Here is a 16,234-nt window from a genome sequence, read left to right as displayed (position 1 = left end):
CAATAGACTGACGTTTAGTATGTGATATGTCTGATGCACCGATGTCGAATAGATGCATTGCGTTTCATTGATCGGTCACGTCCCGTGTGTAAGAGTGGAGCCGTCGCGATGCCGGTAAAGACCGCGAGACCGGCCATGGGCGGGCATTTCGGGCTTTATGCGTGCGCGTGGCGCAGCGGGCGCTGTAACAATTCAGTTATGTGGAAAGTCGCGCGACGCGTGACATCCAGGCCTGAAACCGGTTATTTTTTCCGCGGTGAGATTGTTAAGTATCATCAAATCGGCAAAAAAGTTCACGGATGTAAAGAAACCAACATTGGAGGCGTACAGCCGGAACTGAAAGCTCTGCCGTCTCGTCTTTTGCGTTTCGCATTATCGTGTGAAAATTGCGTTTTTCCTGTGGATTGCGAGTTGGACACGCTATAATCCGGACGTGGCAGAGTGCTTATTCGACCGGCATATTTGAATCGTTTCCACGTGCACGAGGTGCATTATGACGAAATTAGATACCGGCAGCGTTTGGCAACAAACCATTGACCTTCTGTCCGCGGCTTCCGAGCCGTTAAGCCTGGACGGCGAATTCGAAGGCGGCAGAAGCTGCAAACCGGTACCCATCACACGCGGCGCATCGGAGGCGGCGAACCGGCGGCGTGCCACCGTCCGTTCGTGGGATGCGCAGGGCATCACGTTGATCCGGCGGCATGATCCGGACAGCATCACCGTTTGCTGGAGCGACGCCACCTATGGCCGTTACTCCGACCAGTTGTGGCGGGTCTGCACGGCGCGCCGCAGCGCCGTTTGTGCGCTGACCGGCGAGAAGATCCGCCGCGGCGACGCGGTGTTCCGGCCGAGCCCCAATCGCCGTCACCGCCCGGCCAATGCCGACGCGATGATCCTCGCGAGCAAGCTCGACAACCTGCCCAACGCCGTGGTCGCGGCGCGTCTGGACGAGGCGCTGGCCGCCTGAGCGGCGTCCCAGGGCGCACCGGTCGCCCGCGCGGGTATGCCACCCGCCGCTCACATGCCACGTGGCTGGTCACACCTCGTCATGCTCATGTCATGAACTGCACAAGAACAAAACGGCGCCTCAAGGGCGCCGTTGTTCGTTTGCAGGGTGAAAGGCGGGTCGCCGCCATCCGTCGGCGCAGGCGCAACGGGCGCCCGCCCCGGCGGCGCACTGCTCACACGGTGGCGTCGCGGGCGTTTTCCTCTTCGAGCGCGTCGCGCGTCTCGGGCATCGCAAGCCAAACCAGCAGCACGGCGGCGGCGCCCGCGCTCGCGAGCGCGAGGAAGCTCACCGTATTGCCCAGGTGATCGGCGATAAAGCCGGCAAGGGCCGTCGAAAGCGTCGCCCCGATCCCCGCCGACAGTCCGAAGAGCCCGATACACAGGTTGTAGCGGCCCTTGCCCCCCGCCACGTCGGCGGCGATGAGCGGCAGCATCACGCCGAACACGGCGGCCGACAGGCCGTCGAGCATCTGCACCGGGACGAGGAAGTAGGGGTTGCCCACGGCGGCGAACAGCAGCGCCCGCAGCGGCAGCGCGCAAAAGCCCAGAATCAGCACGGGGCGGCGCCCCCAGGCCTGCGCGGTGCGGCCGACCCAGGGTGACATCAACGCGACGATGGCTTGCGGCACGATGATGCACGCCGCGATCACGAGCTGAACGTTGTCGCCCATGCCGGCCGTCACTTCGCCGGCGGCGAGGTTGAGCATCGCGGCGTTCGAGAGGTGGAACAGCACCACACAGGCCGCGAAGGTCAGCATGCGCCGGTCGCGCAGCAGGTCGAGGATCGTTTCGCGCGGTTCGCCGGCAACTGCCGCGGCGGCCTTGCCGGGCCTGGCCGCGGGTTTGGCGTAGGCGGCGTTCTGGTCGTACTCGATCATCGCGAGCGCGACGAGCGCGGGCAACGCGAGCGCAGCCGTCAGCCAGAACACGGAGCGCGGCGACCAGTACTCGCCGCACAGGCCCATCAGGCCGGCGGCCACCGCGCTGCCGATCGAGGCCCAGCGTGCATTGCGGCCAAGCCGGTCGCCCAGGTTCTGGCGGCCCACCAGCGCGAGGGCGAGCGCCGCCATGGCCGGCACGAGCATGCAGCTGGCGAAGCCGTGGAAGACCTCGGCGGCCATCACCGCCACGACGGTCGGGCTCGCGGCGAGCAGGACGGCAGAGATGATGATCGCGATGATCGCCCACGCGGCGGCGGCCTTCTTGTTGCGCAGGGCGTCCACAGCGGCGCCGCCCGGCACCTGGCTCACCATCGCGCTGATCGTGCCCACCGAAAGCGCCAGGCCGATCTCGCCCTGGGTCCACTTGTGCGATGCCAGATACGACGCAATGAACGGCCCGAAGCCCGTCTGTACGTTCGCCACGAAGAAGTTCAGCCAGTCGAGCGCGCGCACGCTGCGCTGGCCTGGATTGGGTTGTTGCATGGTGCCGTCCGTCATTTGGCACCGTGGGCATTGGCCGCCGAGGCGACGGGCGATGCAGCGGGCGCGGCTTGCGCAGCCGAAGCAGCCGAAGTGGCGGAAGCGGCCGAAGCGGCCGGGGCCGGGGCCGGGGCCGGCGGCGGCGGGGCGGCGGGCGTGACCGCGTGCACCGGCTGGTCGGGTGCGTAGGGCGGCGAGGCATCCACCTGCTGGTCGCTCATTTCGAGCTGCGCTTCGAGCGTGTTGTTCTTCGTGACGAAGTGCAGCGCCGACCAGTCGGCCGCGATCGTATGACGTTTCTCGAGCGTGCCGCTCACGTCGAGCACGACGGCCTGCGGGGCGGCGCTGCCGTCGAGCAGCACGTCGACGACGCGGCCGACCTTGCCGCCGTTGGCGCGTTCCACGTCCGCGTCGAGCATGGGCAGGCGCGTCGCGCTCGCCTCGGGGTTGCCGGGCTGCGGCGCACCGGCCTTGGGCCGGTCGGGAACCTGCAGCTGGCTGGCCGGCAGGGCGAGCGTGATGGCGGGCGTTTTCGCCTGGGTATTCACGCGCACACCACTCCACGGGAAGTTGGCCTTGCGGTCGCCAATGCCCATGAAGCCCTGCAGGTTCACCACGACGTCGACGGGCTTGCCGCCGGGGCCCGTGACCATGTCGACGGCGCGGCCCACGACCTTGCCGTCGGTCTTTTGCACTTCGCTGTCGAGCAGCGTGCGGAAGGTGCCGCGCTCGAGCGTGCGTACCTGCACGATGGGCGCGGGGGGTGGCGCCGGCGGGGCGCTGGCGGGCGCGGGCGGCGCCGGCGCGGGACGGCGGCGGTGCACCGGCGCGGGGCGCGGCTTCTTCGGCGCCGGCTTCGCCGTGCCCCCCGCTTCCGGCTCGCTCGCCATCTCGGGCGCGGATGCGGCCTCGGGCTCGCTCGCGGCCGGCTCGGGCTCCGTGGCTACGGGCGCTTCCGGCTCGGGCGGCGGGGCCGGCCGGAACAGGCTGCAGCCCGAGAGCGTGAGCAGCATCAGCAGCGTAAGGGCGTACGGGAAGTGAAAAACGGGACGTGCGCAACGCAGGAAGCCGCGTCTCATCTACTGAAACTCCTTGGAGCAGCCGTCGCGACGCGCGCGCGGCAGGGGGAAACCGGGTCGGGATGCGTGAGTGTAACCCGCGCACCGGCCCAATCCGCATTCATGACGGCGTCAAGGCGACCGGCGTGGGCGGCCGGCTGGTCGACTCGCCGCAAGCGCCGCGCCGGGACGATCGCGCTTCGTCATACGAAACCGGCCCCGGCGCGCGCGGCAACGGCCCGCTTCACGCCCAGGTGTAAACGCGGGGCCGGCCTCCGCGCCGTGCCTGTACACGGGCATATAAGCATCGCGGCATGAACGCAATGCGGTTCGTGCGATGGGAGCGCAAATCGTGTTCGCCTAACCTTCGCTCCATCCATAAGAGATGTCAAAACGATGAGCGCCTGGAAGTGGAAGAAGGCGCCGGCAACGCGTCGACACGACTAATTCAATTCGAGACGAACCTGATGACGGATCGGGCTGGTGAGCCGTGAACCGTTTCAGCATGCTGATAAAGGAGGCACTCACCATGATCGAACCCCACGCGCAGCCGCTCGCCGGTGCGACCGCCGCCGAAGTCGAGTCCCCGGATTCATTGGGCCCGGCCTCGGGTTTCATCGACCGTTATTTCGACATTGCCGAGCGCGGCAGCTCGCTGCGTCAGGAGACGATTGCGGGCGTCACCACCTTCCTCGCGATGGTCTATTCCGTGTTCGTCGTGCCGGGCATGCTCGGCAAGGCGGGCTTCGACACCAGCGCCGTGTTCGTGGCCGTGTGCCTGACCACGGCGTTCGGCTCGCTGCTCATGGGCCTGTGGGCGCGCCTGCCGATCACCATCGGCTGCGCCATTTCGCTGACGGCGTTCACCGCCTTCGGCCTCGTGCTCGGCAAGGGCCTGAAGCCCGAAGTCGCGCTCGGCGCGGTGTTCCTCATGGGCCTCGTGTTCACGGGCATTTCGATGACGGGCGTGCGCTCGTGGATCCTGCGCAACCTGCCGCACGGCATCGCGCATGGGACGGGCATCGGCATTGGCCTCTTCCTGCTGCTGATCGCCGCCAATGACGTGGGCCTCGTGGTCAAGAATCCGGGCGCGGGCCTGCCGGTCTCGCTCGGCCATATCACCTCGCTGCCCGTGATCCTTTCCGTGGTCGGCCTCGCCGCGATCTTCGGCCTCGTGCACCGCCGCGTGCCGGGCTCGATCCTGATCGTGATCGTCGCGATCTCCGCGCTCGGTCTCGCCATCGATCCGGCCGTGAGCTTTCATGGCGTGTTCGCGTGGCCTTCGCTGTCGGCGCCGGGCCATGCCTCGCTGATCGGCGCGATGGACATCAAGGGCGCGCTCTCGCTCGCCGTGCTGCCGAGCGTGCTGGCGCTCGTGATGACGGCCGTGTTCGACGCGACCGGCACGATCCGCGCCGTGGCAGGGCAGGCGGGCCAGCTCGACGCGAACGGGCGCATCGTCAACGGCGGGCGCGCGCTCACGGCCGACTCGGTCAGCTCGATCTTCTCGGGCTTCCTGGGCGGCGCGCCGGCGGCGGCCTATATCGAATCGACGGTGGGCGTGGCCGCGGGCGCGAAGACGGGCCTCGCCGCCGCCACGGTGGGCGTGCTGTTCCTCGCGGTGATGTTCTTCGCGCCGCTCGCGGGCCTCGTGCCCTCGTATGCGACGGCGCCCGCGCTGATGTACGTCGGCCTCATGATGCTCTCGAGCGTGAGCCGCCTCGACATGGCCGATATGGTCGACGCGATGTCGGGTCTCGTATGCGCCGTGTTCATCGTGCTTACGGCGAACATCGTCACGGGCATCATGCTGGGCTTCTGCACGCTCGTGATCGGCCGCGTGGTGAGCGGCGAGATCCGCAAGCTGAACGTGGGCACGGTGGTGATCGCCGGCGTGCTGGCCGCGTTCTACCTGGGCGGCTGGGCCATCTGATCATCGGATGACCCGGTCATTCGCCCGGCGGCCATGGCGGCCCGCCCGGGCGGCTGCACGGCCCGCGTCGCTTCACGGCGGCGCGGGCCGTGTGGCTTTTGCGCGCTATGTTCTGGCGCGCTACCCGGGCAGCACGCTGTTGCGAGCCTTGGCCGCTTTGCGCGGCTTGCGTGGCTTGGGCTCCACGCCAATGCGCGGGTCGTGCGCGAGCACGAGCGCGCTCAACTGCGCGGCCGTATCTTCGAACGCCGCATCGGCTTGCGGCACATAGAGCCATTTGCCGAGCACGGGGTGTACTCGCAACGCCGGCATCGCTTCGATGAGCGACGCATGGTTTTCCCGCGACGTGCAGACCAGCACGCCGTTGAAGGGCGGGTCGCGGTCGGCGGCCACGAGGCACAGCAGGCCGTCGAGATAGGCGGCGTCGCAGCCGAACATCGGCTTGCGGATATAGCCGGCCTCGCGCTCGAAGGCGTCGAAGATCCAGAGCAGTGAGTTGCGGATTTTGGACGGCATGGCGTGATGGGGCGGAGATAGCGGGGCGCGGCGCGCAGAAATCGCCATTCTAGTGGCGCCGATGCGGCCGTGCGCACCGCCGCTCGCGGACGACTTACGCATCTCTTGACATCGCTCGGTCGTCGTCTATGCTAAACCACATGGTTAAGTATGAAGACGCCACCCTCGACCGCACCTTCGCGGCGCTCGCCGATCCCACGCGGCGCGCGCTGCTGGCGCGCCTCGCGCAGCACGACGAGCTCTCGGTGAGCGCGCTCGCACAGCCATTTGCGATGTCGCTGCCCGCGGTCATGAAGCATCTGGACGTTCTCGCTCAGGCGGGCCTCGTCACGCGCGCGAAGACCGGCCGCACCGTGGCGTGCCGGCTCGCCGCCGGGCCGATGGAGGACGCGATGCAGTGGCTCGCGCACTATCAACGCTTCTGGAGTGAAACGCTCGATCGACTCGCCGCTTTCGTGGAGGAAGATGCATGTCTACCCAACCCGCAGCCGGACCTGGCAACGCCCCGCAAGCTCCCAGCCTCACCATCCGGCGACGTCTCAACGCCACGGCCGCGAAGGTCTACGCGGCGTGGACGCAGCCGTCGCAACTGATGCGCTGGATGCACCCGTTCGATACCACCTGCATTCACGCCGAAGCCGACGTGCGCGAGGGCGGGCGCTTTCGCGTGATCATGCGCGGTGCAAACGGCGAAGACCACGATGTGAGCGGCACGTATCTCGAAGTCGTGCCCGACGAAAAGCTCGTCTTCACGTGGGCGTGGCGCAGTACACCGGAGCGCGAGTCGCTCGTCACGGTGACGCTGCGCGCCGACGGGTCCGCCACTGACCTCACGCTCAAGCACGAACGCTTCTTCGACGAGGCGGCGCGCGACTCGCACAACGAGGGCTGGACGAGTTCGATCGATCAACTGGTGGCGCTGTTCGACTGAACGGCGCTCATTCAAGCGCAAGGAGGAATCGAAAGATGGAATCGCACAAGATCGTTTCGCAGACCGAATGGCTTGAGGCCCGTAAGGCGCTTCTCGCCGAAGAGCGCGCCTTCACGCACGCACGCGACGCGCTGGTGGCCAAGCGCCAGGCACTGCCGTGGGTGAAGGTCGAGAAGACCTATACATTCGAGACACCGCAAGGCCCGCGCACGCTTGCGCAGCTATTCGGGCCGCGCAGCCAGCTGATCATTTACCACTTCATGCTCGGGCCGGAGTGGGAAGAGGGGTGCCCGGGCTGCTCGTTCCTGTCCGATCACGTGGACGGCATGCTGCCGCATCTGGAGCATCACGACGTGACTTACGTGGCCGTTTCGCGCGCGCCGCTCGCGCAGATCGAAGCGTTCAAACAACGCATGGGCTGGCGTTTTCCGTGGGTTTCGTCGCATGCGAGCGACTTCAACTTCGACTATCACGTATCGTTCAGCGAAGCCGACAAGGCGCGCGGCAAGGCGATCTACAACTACATCGAGCAGGACTACATGAGCGACGAGCTGCCCGGCGTCAGCGCGTTTTATCGCGACGAAGCGGGCAACGTGTATCACACGTATTCGACCTACGCGCGCGGTGGAGAGATGTTGATCGGCACCTATGCGATGCTGGAGTTGACCGCAAAGGGACGCAACGAAGAGAAGGATATGCGCGAGTGGATGCGCCACCACGATCGCTATGAAGACGCGCCCGCGCCGGCGTCGTGCTGTGCGCACGAGAAGCAGTAGATGCGCTGGGCGGACAGTCGTTAGCGCAACGAAAGAAAGCGGCGCCGGTCGCGAATGAATCGTGAAAAGAGCGCGTTACAGCGACATGTCGAACGCGGGGCGCAGCAGTACTTCGATCGCCATCACGACGAGTCCCATCGCGCCGGCGGCGAGCGTCAGCGTGCCATATTCGTCGTAGCGCGTGTCGTAGAGGCACGCGACGATGAACAGGATGGCCAGCAGGTTGGTTAGCCAGTAGAAGTTCAGCGCGAGGAGCATCGGCGTATCCGGTACCGGCGCGCAGCGCGCCGGCGGCGAGTGCAAGACGCTCGGATTCTAGCGGAGCGACCTTACGGATACGCAACAATTAGGTGCGCTACAACACTTATTTTTGCGCGATCGGCGCTTTTAGCATCTCGTTGCGGATCCAGTCCGTGACCGAGGTGCGCCGCGGTTGCCAGCCGAGCAGCGTACGGGCGCGCTCGCCGCGCACGCGGCTGTTCGAGCCGAGGCCGTAGGACGCCATTTCGTAGCCCCATTCTTCGATCGCGGCTTCGAGCGGCCAGTCCTGCGGCGCGCCCAGACCCATCACGTCTGCGAGCGCCGTGGTCATGTCGCGGAAGTTCGCTTCGCCGCTTTCCACGAAGTAGAACGTGCCCGCGGGCGTGTTTTCGAGCGCGAGGCGATACAGTTCGGCGACGTCGTCGACATGCACGTTCGACCAGATGTTCAGGCCACGCCCCACGTGACGCATCACGCCGCTCTTCTGCGCCTGGCGGACGAGCCGCGGCAACTGTACGCTCGCGGCGCCCGGCACCGCGCCCACGCCATAGATCAGCGTATTGCAGAGCACGGCACTCTTCACGCCGCGCGCGGCGGCCGCGAGCACGAGATTGTCGATCGCCACGCGCGGCGCCTTGTCGGCGGTCGGCTCGGGCAGGGCGTATTCGCGATAGATGTGCGCGGTCGCCTCGCCGCCCGACGCGTCGCCCACGATGCTCGATCCGCTCGTATGCAGGAGCGTCTTGCCGGAGCCTTCGAGCGCGTCGATGAGCGCCTCGACCGCGCCGCGGTGGTCGCTGCTCGCCGCGTTGACCACGGCGTCGGCGTCGCGTGCTTGCCCCATCAGCGTCGCGCGGTCGTCGAGATCGCCCTGTACGGGCGTGATGCCGAGCTTTTCGAGGTCGGCGAACTGCTCGGGCCTGCGCACGAGACCGCGCACCGTGTGGCCCGCGCGCACGAGATGCGCCGCGATCGAGCCGCCGATAAATCCGCCTGCGCCTGTCACGAAGACTTTCATAAAGGGCTCCTGATCCTGTCTTGATTGCGATGGAAGCCAGTATCGGGACATCCGGGTTTTGCAAAAACCGTGTTAGTCTCAAATGAATATTGACTGCGGATCAAGAATGTCCACGATGAAGACGTCGACCGACGAACTGCTCGTTTTCGTCACCGTGATCGATGCGGGGTCGATTACCGCCGCGGCCGAAAAACTCGAGCAGACCGTCTCGGGCGTGAGCCGCGCGCTGACGCGGCTCGAAAAGCAGCTCGGTGTCGCGCTGATCCTGCGCACCACGCGACGCCTGCAACTCACCGAAGAGGGCGAGCTGTTCCTCGATCGCGCCCGCGCCATTCTCGCGGCGCTGGCGGACGCCGAGGAGGCCGTCACGCGCCACCGCGAGCGTCCCTCCGGGCGGTTGCGCGTGGATGCGGCCACGCCGTTCATGCTTCACTGCATCGTGCCGCACGTCGCGGCATTCGCCGACGCGTATCCCGAGATCGAACTCGAACTCACGAACAACGAGCGCATCGTCGATTTGCTGGAGCAGCGCGTGGATATCGCCATTCGCATCGGCACGCTGCAGGACTCCACGCTGCACGCGCGCTCGCTCGGCACGAGCCGTTTGCGCATCGTCGCGAGTCCCGGCTATCTCGCGGCACACGGCACGCCGGGCAGCGTGGCCGCGTTGCGCGAGCATCGGCTGATCGGCTTTACGGCGCCCGCGCATCTGAACGGCTGGCCGCTGCGGCTGGCGGCCGGCGACGAAACGCACACGGCCGCAAAGACCCAGGCGACCGAGCCCGGCTACACGATCGCGCCCGCGCTTTTGGCCTCGAGCGGCGAGACGATCCGCCAGCTCGCGCTCGCCGGCAGCGGCATTGCGTGCCTCTCCGACTTCCTCACGACGGCCGACCGCGAGGCGGGCCGCCTCGTCACCGTGCTCGACGACGCGCTGATCGAATCGCGCCAGCCGATCCACGCGGTCTACTACCGCAGCGCGGCGCTCGCCGCACGCGTGCAATGCTTTCTCGCGTTTATCGGGGGCAGGCTGCAACTCGACGCGTGACGCGCGCCGGCGGCGCTCTCATGGATAGTCCCAGGCTACACGGGCCGCAAAGGGGAGTTGTATAGACAGGCGCGCCAGGCTAGACTTCGGCCACTTTCGCGACTTGTATAGACAGGATTCGACCATGCTCCCGACCCTTCGCCTCACGCCCGGCCATCTGACCCTGCCCCAACTGCGCCAGATCGCGCGCGAGGCCGTGCGGCTCGAGCTCGATCCGGCCAGCTTCGCGGCCATCGACGCAGGCGCAGGCGCCGTCGCCGAGATCACGGCGAAGGGCGAGCCCGCCTATGGCATCAATACGGGCTTCGGGCGTCTCGCGAGCACGCATATCCCGAGCGACCAGCTCGAACTGCTGCAACGCAATCTGGTGCTCTCGCACGCCGTGGGCGTGGGTGCGCCGATGTCGCGCCCGGTCGTGCGTCTGCTCATGGCGCTGAAGCTGTCGAGCCTGGGCCGCGGCTATTCGGGCATCCGCCGCGAAGTGATGGACGCGCTCATCACGCTGTTCAACGCCGACGTGCTGCCGCTCATTCCCGTGAAGGGCTCGGTGGGCGCCTCGGGCGACCTCGCGCCGCTCGCGCATATGTCGGCGGTGCTGCTCGGCATCGGCGAAGTGTTCATCCGCGGCGAGCGCGCCAGCGCCGAAGCCGGTCTCGCGGCTGCGGGCCTCAAGCCGCTCGCGCTGCAGGCCAAGGAAGGTCTCGCGCTGCTCAACGGCACGCAGGCTTCGGCCGCGCTTGCGCTCTACAACACGTTCGCGATCGAGGACCTCTACCGCACGGCGCTCGTCTCGGGCGCGCTCTGCGTGGACGCGGCGGCAGGTTCGGTGAAGCCGTTCGACGCGCGCATTCACGAACTGCGCGGCCATCGCGGCCAGATCGAGGCGGCCGCGGCCTATCGCACGCTGCTCGAAGGCTCGGCGATCAACCTCTCGCACCGCGACTGCGGCAAGGTCCAGGACCCGTACTCGCTGCGCTGCCAGCCGCAGGTGATGGGCGCGTGTCTCGACCAGATGCGTCACGCAGCGCAGGTGCTGCTCATCGAAGCGAACGCGGTGTCGGACAATCCGCTGATCTTCCCGGAAACGAACGAAGTGCTTTCGGGCGGCAACTTCCACGCGGAACCGGTGGCCTTCGCCGCCGACAATCTCGCGCTGGCCGCAGCCGAAATCGGCGCGCTGGCCGAGCGCCGCATCGCGCTGCTCATCGACGCCACGCTCTCGGGCCTGCCGCCTTTCCTCGTGAAGGACGGCGGCGTGAATTCAGGCTTCATGATCGCGCACGTCACGGCGGCTGCCCTGGCGTCGGAAAACAAGACGCTCGCGCATCCGGCTTCGGTCGATTCGCTGCCGACCTCGGCAAACCAGGAAGACCACGTGTCGATGGCGACGTTCGCCGCGCGCAAGCTCGCCGACATCGCCGACAACACGGCCAACATCCTCGCGATCGAACTGCTCGCCGCGGCCCAGGGCGTGGACCTGCGCGCGCCGCACCACACGAGCCCGGCGCTCGCGCACGTGATGCAGTCGGTGCGCGCCGAGGTGCCGCATTACGACCTCGACCGCTATTTCGCGCCGGATATCGAAGCGATTGCGCGTCTCGTGCAGAACGGTGCCATCGCTTCGCACAGCCCGTTGGCATTCGAATCCGAGGCGCAGTAAAGCGCAAGCACGCGCGATCACGCACAAGCAGACGCCAAGCCAAAGCACGGGCCAACGCGATGAACGCTCCCGCATACCAGGGCATCAAGGACTTCGTCCTCGCGCGCATTCACGCCGGTGAGTGGAGCGAGGGCGACCAGGTGCCTTCGGAGAACGAACTGGCGCGCGAGTTCAAGGTCGCGCGCATGACCGTGAACCGGGCGCTGCGCGAACTCACCGCGGAACAGGTGCTCACGCGCGTGCAGGGCGCGGGCACCTTCGTCGCGCGGCCGAAGTACGAATCGACGCTCGTCGCCATTCGCAGCATCTCCGACGAAATCCTCGCGCGCGGGCACCGCTACCGCGCCGAGGTGCTCGAGATCGGCGTGCATCGCGCCGACGAGGCGCTCGCCGTCGAAATGGGGCTCGCCGCGAACGATCAGGTGTTCAACTCGCGGGTGCTTCACTTCGAAAACGACGAGCCCGTGCAGCTAGAAGAGCGCTGGGTCAATCCCGCCGTCGCGCCCGATTACGCGGCGCAGGACTTCACGCACATTACGCCGAACCAGTACCTCGTGCATGTCGCGCCGCTGCAGGGCGTGGAGTATCGCATCGAGGCGCTCGCCCCCGAGGCGCAGACGCGCGCGCGCCTCGCGATGGGGGAGGCCGAGCCGTGCCTCGTATTGCACCGGCGCACCCGCTCGCGTGGGCTCGTCGCCTCGGTCGCCAATCTCTGGCATCCGGGCAGCCGTTACCGCTTCACGGGCCATTTCTAAGGCCTGCCAAGGTCCGGCCGCGCCGCTCGCCGTCATTTCCTCAGTCATTTCCCCGTGCATGGCCGACAGTCGTCGGCATGTGCCTTGCTCCCTTTACCGTTAGCTGACCCTATTGCTAACGATAGCGCGCGTATGGGGCAGACGGCCCGCGAAAGCGCGCGTGGTGCGCCGCAGCCTTTATCATTGGCAGATGACGCGAACGAAGGAGGAGCTCCGCAATGGACGATGCCAACGCCACGCTCATGCCGATGTGGCGTGCCAATCTGGCGCTGCTCACGCGCGAGGTCGGGTCGGCCACCCGGCTCGCGCGCATGATGACGTTTTCCGCGAGCTACATGAAGCTGATCGTGTCGGGCCAGCGCGACTTCAGCGCGGAGTTCGTGCGCGGCGTGGAAGCCGTCACGGGTCTGCCAGAAGGCTGGATGGACGTGAAGCACGACAGCGCCGAGGTGCCCGACGAGACGCGCGAAGCGATCGCGAGCGAGACGCCACGCGCGCGCTTTCGCGGCACCGCGCATCCGGTACGCAAGGCGCCTGTGCTGCGCGTCGAGCCGATCTTCGGCCAGGGCGCGAAGCGCGAGGAAGCGACGGCGACGCCCGAGGCGCACCGGCGTCTCGCGGGCACGCGCAAGATCCGCGATCTCGCCGCGCAGGACGTGCGCAAGCTCGAGCGCTACCTGAGCGTGCCGCCGGTCGAGCCCGCGGTGCTGCGCTCGCGTATCGAAGACGTGATCAACTACGCCGACCCCGACGAGCGCGTGCGCGCCGACCTCGAAGGCCGCCTCGAACAGATCGAGAAGCATCGCGAAATGCTATTGCGGCATGTCTCGCGCCTCTACGCGTTGCTTTCGCGGCTGGGCGACGATTGATCGACTGATTCGTTGCCCGAAGCATCGTCGGAAGATCACCGCTCCTGAACGCGCAGTTCCGCGAGGATCTGGTCGGCGAGAAAGTCGCACGGCGGACGGTTCGAGCGTGCGCTGCGCGCGAGCACCACTTCCAGTTCGGGCAGTGCCGGCAAGCCATGCTGGCGGCCGAGCGTGACGAACGTCTCGGGCACCGCGCAGCGCGCGAGCGGCGCGATGGCGAGACCCGCGGCCACCATGCTGCACAGGCCCATCAGGCTCGGGCTTTCATACGATGTGCGATAGGCGATCTTCGCGCGCTCCAGCGCCTGGATCGCGTTCGTGTGCGCGACGCTGCCGCCGCCGAAGAGGGCGACCGGCAACGGCCGCTCGCGCCAGATCTCACGTCCGCTCGCCGCGCTCACCGCCGCGGGGGGCGCGGCCCACACCATCGGCTCGAAGCGGATGAACTCGCCCGCGAGGCCGCGCGTACGCGTGATGCAGGCCAGGTCGATCTTGTTGTCCTTCAGGAGCGGCAGGAGCGCGCTGCTCGGCAGCCCGATCACCTGGATCTCCACCTTCGGCCAGTTCGCCGAGAACTTGCGCAGGACCGGCGGCATGAGCGAGGACGCGTAATCGTCGGGCACGCCGATCGACACGCGCCCCGTCACTTCCGGGTGCGCGAGCGAGGCCCACGCTTCGTCGCGCAACGCGAGCATGCGCCGCGCGTAGGCGATGAGCGTCTGGCCGTCGGGCGTGGGCGTGACGCTGCGCGGTGCACGGATAAAGAGCGGCTTGCCGATGGATTCCTCGAGCGCGCGGATCTGCATGCTGAGCGCCGCCTGCGAGCGGTGCACGAGCGCGGCGCCGCGCACGAAGCTGCCGGCGTCGGCGACGGCCACCACCATGGCCAGCACGTCGAGGTCGAGGGTCTTCATTGGTATAAGAAAAATTGATCGAAGGCTTCAATATAACGCGTTTGTCTGAACGCGGGGACGCGCCGATACTGGGGCCGTACCGACCCTTCGCGTTGTTCTTCGCATCGTCCTTCGCTTTCTGGAGAAGCCCATGTTGATGTCGCCGCCCGTCGATTTGACCTACGAACGATTCCAGCAACTGCAGATGCGGCTCGACATGTCGCGCGGCAAGCCTTCGCCCGAACAGCTCGACCTCTCGCAGGCGCTCATCGACGAAGCCGCACAGGCGGGCTATCTTGCGCGCGATGGCTTCGATTGCCGCAACTACGGCCTGGCGAGCGGCTTGCCCGAGGCGCGCGAGCTGGGCGCCGGGCTGCTCGGCGTGCCGGCCGCCCAGGTGATCGCGGCGGGTAATTCGAGCCTCGAACTGATGCACGACGCGCTGACTTTCGCGCTGCTGCACGGCGTGCCGGCGGGCGAGGGCGCAGAGGTGGGCGCGCCATGGCGAGCGCAGGGCGAGATCGCATTCCTGTGCCCGGTGCCGGGCTACGACCGCCACTTCGCGATCTGCGAAGCGCTGGGCGTGCGCATGATCGCCGTGCCGATGCACGAGGACGGCCCCGACATGGACCGCGTAGAAGCGCTCGTGCGCGACGATGCGTCGATCAAAGGCATGTGGTGCGTGCCGCTCTACAGCAACCCGACGGGCGCGATCTGGTCCGACGAGGTGATCCGGCGTCTGGCCGCCATGCCCGCCGCGCCCGATTTCCGGCTCTTCTGGGACGACGCCTACCGCTTTCACCATCTGAGCGACGAAGCGCACACGACGCTCGATGTATTCGAAGCCTGCGCGGCGGCGGGCCACGCAGACCGCGCGCTGATGTTCGCGTCGTTCTCGAAGGTGACCTTCGGCGGCGGGGCGTTCGCGTGGCTCGCCGCTGCGCCGCGTAACGTGGCCTGGTGGCAAAAGCACTCAGCCGTGCGCACGATCGGGCCGGACAAGCTCAACCAGCTGCGCCACGTGCGCTTCCTGCGCGACCGCGCGACGCTCACCGGGTTGATGGCGCGCCATCGGGCGCTGCTCAAGCCGAAGTTCGATGCGGTCGACGCGGTGTTCCGCGCGCGCCTCGCCGGCGTGCCCGGCGTGAGCTGGAACGTGCCGCGCGGCGGCTATTTCATCAGCCTTTATGCGCCCGAGGGTTGCGCGCGCCGCACGGTCGAACTCGCGGCGGCGGCGGGACTCGTCCTCACGCCCGCGGGCGCGGCGTTTCCGTATGGCGTCGATCCGCACGACAGTCATCTGCGGATTGCGCCGTCGTTTCCGGCGCTCGACGAGGTGCGCCTTGCCGCCGAGGGCATCGCGCTGTCGCTTCTGCGCGCCATCGAGGAACGGCGGCGATAGCGGCCGGGGCCGCTCCGGCGACGCTCGCGGCGATGTGTTACAACGGCAGACGTAGCCTACGAACGTAGTCAACGAACGTAGCCAACGAACGTGCCAACTTCACGCGAGGTTGCCGTGCAAGGTCTCGCCGTTTCATTGCAACGCGCGCTCGCCCAGCGCGAGCGCGAAGGCCGTGCCGCGAGCGGCCGTGCGCCCACGGCGCGCCCGCTCGGGGCGGGCGCCGGCTGGTCGGTCGACGACGTCGTCTGCACGCTCGGTCCCGGCGACCGGCCTTACGAGGAGCGCCACACGAGCGCGTGCCTCGCCGTCGTGGCGGCGGGCGTATTCGGCTACCGCAGCGGCAACGCGCGCGCGCTGATGACGCCCGGCGCGCTCATGCTCGGGGAAACCGGCGCCTGCTTCGAATGCGGCCACCGTCATGCGGCGGGCGACCGCTGCCTCTCGTTCCACTACGACCCTGGCTGGCTCGACGAGCAGGCCGCAGCCGCGGGCCTCGCGCCCGGCGCGCGCCGCTGGCGGGCCGCGCGGGTGCCGCCGGTGCGCGCGCTCGCGCCGCTCGTGGCGCACGCTTGCGCCGACGCGCTCGCGCAAGAGCGGGACCATGCGACCGGGGTGGTCGCCTGGAGTGAAATTGATCTGGAACTCGCGCTCGCGACCTTGCGCGTGGTCGCGAGCGGCAAGGACG

17 protein-coding genes and 1 pseudogene are annotated in these 16,234 nt (G+C 67.7%); 12 read left to right on the top strand and 6 right to left on the bottom strand.

The window, feature by feature from the left end; all coding sequences use genetic code 11:
* Nucleotides 1-493: 493 nt before the first annotated feature.
* Nucleotides 494-967, top strand: a complete 474-nt coding sequence (locus AB4Y36_RS00090) for a DUF3331 domain-containing protein (RefSeq protein ID WP_083245099.1) — start codon at nt 494-496, stop codon at nt 965-967.
* A gap of 214 nt (nt 968-1,181) precedes the next feature.
* Here AB4Y36_RS00090 and AB4Y36_RS00085 read toward each other — a convergent pair whose 3' ends face one another.
* A complete protein-coding gene (locus AB4Y36_RS00085; RefSeq protein ID WP_141710589.1) occupies nt 1,182-2,432 on the bottom strand; it encodes an MFS transporter in 1,251 nt (416 codons plus the stop codon).
* 11 nt (nt 2,433-2,443) lie between these two features.
* Nucleotides 2,444-3,508, bottom strand: coding sequence for a PRC-barrel domain-containing protein (locus AB4Y36_RS00080; protein ID WP_368682055.1), 1,065 nt, complete (start codon nt 3,506-3,508; stop codon nt 2,444-2,446).
* Between the two features lie 62 nt (nt 3,509-3,570).
* On the opposite strand from AB4Y36_RS00080, the gene AB4Y36_RS00075 reads away from it, so the two are divergent.
* Nucleotides 3,571-3,747: a hypothetical protein gene (locus AB4Y36_RS00075; protein WP_368682054.1), complete on the top strand. Its 177-nt coding sequence runs from the start codon at nt 3,571-3,573 to the stop codon at nt 3,745-3,747.
* Between the two features lie 269 nt (nt 3,748-4,016).
* Nucleotides 4,017-5,420, top strand: coding sequence for an NCS2 family permease (locus AB4Y36_RS00070; RefSeq protein WP_368682053.1), 1,404 nt, complete (start codon nt 4,017-4,019; stop codon nt 5,418-5,420).
* A gap of 120 nt (nt 5,421-5,540) precedes the next feature.
* Here AB4Y36_RS00070 and AB4Y36_RS00065 read toward each other — a convergent pair whose 3' ends face one another.
* The gene (locus tag AB4Y36_RS00065; RefSeq protein ID WP_368682052.1) at nt 5,541-5,936 is read right to left on the bottom strand and encodes a hypothetical protein; all 396 of its coding nucleotides are present in this window, start codon (nt 5,934-5,936) and stop codon (nt 5,541-5,543) included.
* Nucleotides 5,937-6,076: 140 nt separating this feature from the next.
* On the opposite strand from AB4Y36_RS00065, the gene AB4Y36_RS00060 reads away from it, so the two are divergent.
* From AB4Y36_RS00060 to AB4Y36_RS00050, 3 genes are read left to right on the top strand one after another with little or no spacing between them, the layout of a single operon-like run.
* The gene (locus AB4Y36_RS00060) at nt 6,077-6,529 is read left to right on the top strand and encodes an ArsR/SmtB family transcription factor (RefSeq protein ID WP_368604914.1); all 453 of its coding nucleotides are present in this window, start codon (nt 6,077-6,079) and stop codon (nt 6,527-6,529) included.
* Entirely contained in the window at nt 6,463-6,867 is a 405-nt protein-coding gene (locus tag AB4Y36_RS00055; RefSeq protein ID WP_368682276.1) for an SRPBCC domain-containing protein, read from the top strand. The genes AB4Y36_RS00060 and AB4Y36_RS00055 overlap by 67 nt, the downstream gene beginning before the upstream one ends.
* Before the next feature lie 35 nt (nt 6,868-6,902).
* Nucleotides 6,903-7,643 (top strand): DUF899 domain-containing protein, encoded by a 741-nt coding sequence (locus AB4Y36_RS00050; RefSeq protein WP_368682051.1) that lies wholly within the window; start codon nt 6,903-6,905, stop codon nt 7,641-7,643.
* Nucleotides 7,644-7,718: 75 nt separating this feature from the next.
* Here the strand turns inward: AB4Y36_RS00050 and AB4Y36_RS00045 are convergent, their stop codons facing one another.
* Together AB4Y36_RS00045 and AB4Y36_RS00040 are read right to left on the bottom strand one after the other, a co-directional pair.
* The gene (locus AB4Y36_RS00045; protein WP_069262451.1) at nt 7,719-7,901 is read right to left on the bottom strand and encodes a hypothetical protein; all 183 of its coding nucleotides are present in this window, start codon (nt 7,899-7,901) and stop codon (nt 7,719-7,721) included.
* Between the two features lie 106 nt (nt 7,902-8,007).
* Nucleotides 8,008-8,922, bottom strand: a complete 915-nt coding sequence (locus AB4Y36_RS00040) for an NAD-dependent epimerase/dehydratase family protein (protein WP_368682050.1) — start codon at nt 8,920-8,922, stop codon at nt 8,008-8,010.
* 115 nt (nt 8,923-9,037) lie between these two features.
* Here AB4Y36_RS00040 and AB4Y36_RS00035 point away from each other — a divergent pair, with 115 nt between their 5' ends.
* The 4 genes from AB4Y36_RS00035 (at nt 9,038) to AB4Y36_RS00020 (ending at nt 13,254) form a co-directional block, all read left to right on the top strand.
* A complete protein-coding gene (locus tag AB4Y36_RS00035; protein WP_368682275.1) occupies nt 9,038-9,970 on the top strand; it encodes a LysR substrate-binding domain-containing protein in 933 nt (310 codons plus the stop codon).
* 124 nt (nt 9,971-10,094) lie between these two features.
* A complete protein-coding gene (hutH, locus tag AB4Y36_RS00030; protein ID WP_368682049.1) occupies nt 10,095-11,630 on the top strand; it encodes a histidine ammonia-lyase in 1,536 nt (511 codons plus the stop codon).
* A gap of 59 nt (nt 11,631-11,689) precedes the next feature.
* Nucleotides 11,690-12,385, top strand: a complete 696-nt coding sequence (gene hutC / locus AB4Y36_RS00025) for a histidine utilization repressor (RefSeq protein WP_368682048.1) — start codon at nt 11,690-11,692, stop codon at nt 12,383-12,385.
* A 218-nt stretch (nt 12,386-12,603) separates the two neighbouring features.
* The gene (locus AB4Y36_RS00020; RefSeq protein ID WP_069269347.1) at nt 12,604-13,254 is read left to right on the top strand and encodes a hypothetical protein; all 651 of its coding nucleotides are present in this window, start codon (nt 12,604-12,606) and stop codon (nt 13,252-13,254) included.
* Nucleotides 13,255-13,289: 35 nt separating this feature from the next.
* Here the strand turns inward: AB4Y36_RS00020 and AB4Y36_RS00015 are convergent, their stop codons facing one another.
* Nucleotides 13,290-14,168, bottom strand: a complete 879-nt coding sequence (locus tag AB4Y36_RS00015) for a LysR substrate-binding domain-containing protein (protein ID WP_069269346.1) — start codon at nt 14,166-14,168, stop codon at nt 13,290-13,292.
* Between the two features lie 136 nt (nt 14,169-14,304).
* On the opposite strand from AB4Y36_RS00015, the gene AB4Y36_RS00010 reads away from it, so the two are divergent.
* Complete coding sequence (locus tag AB4Y36_RS00010; RefSeq protein ID WP_368682274.1) at nt 14,305-15,549, top strand: aminotransferase class I/II-fold pyridoxal phosphate-dependent enzyme; 1,245 nt, start codon at nt 14,305-14,307, stop codon at nt 15,547-15,549.
* A 90-nt stretch (nt 15,550-15,639) separates the two neighbouring features.
* Nucleotides 15,640-16,234, top strand: a pseudogene (locus AB4Y36_RS00005) (hypothetical protein); the annotation flags it as partial.

The sequence above is a fragment of the Paraburkholderia sp. BR10936 genome (assembly GCF_040965735.1).
Classification (GTDB): Bacteria; Pseudomonadota; Gammaproteobacteria; order Burkholderiales; family Burkholderiaceae; genus Paraburkholderia; species Paraburkholderia nodosa_A.
This window is presented reverse-complemented; position numbering and strand designations above follow the sequence as displayed.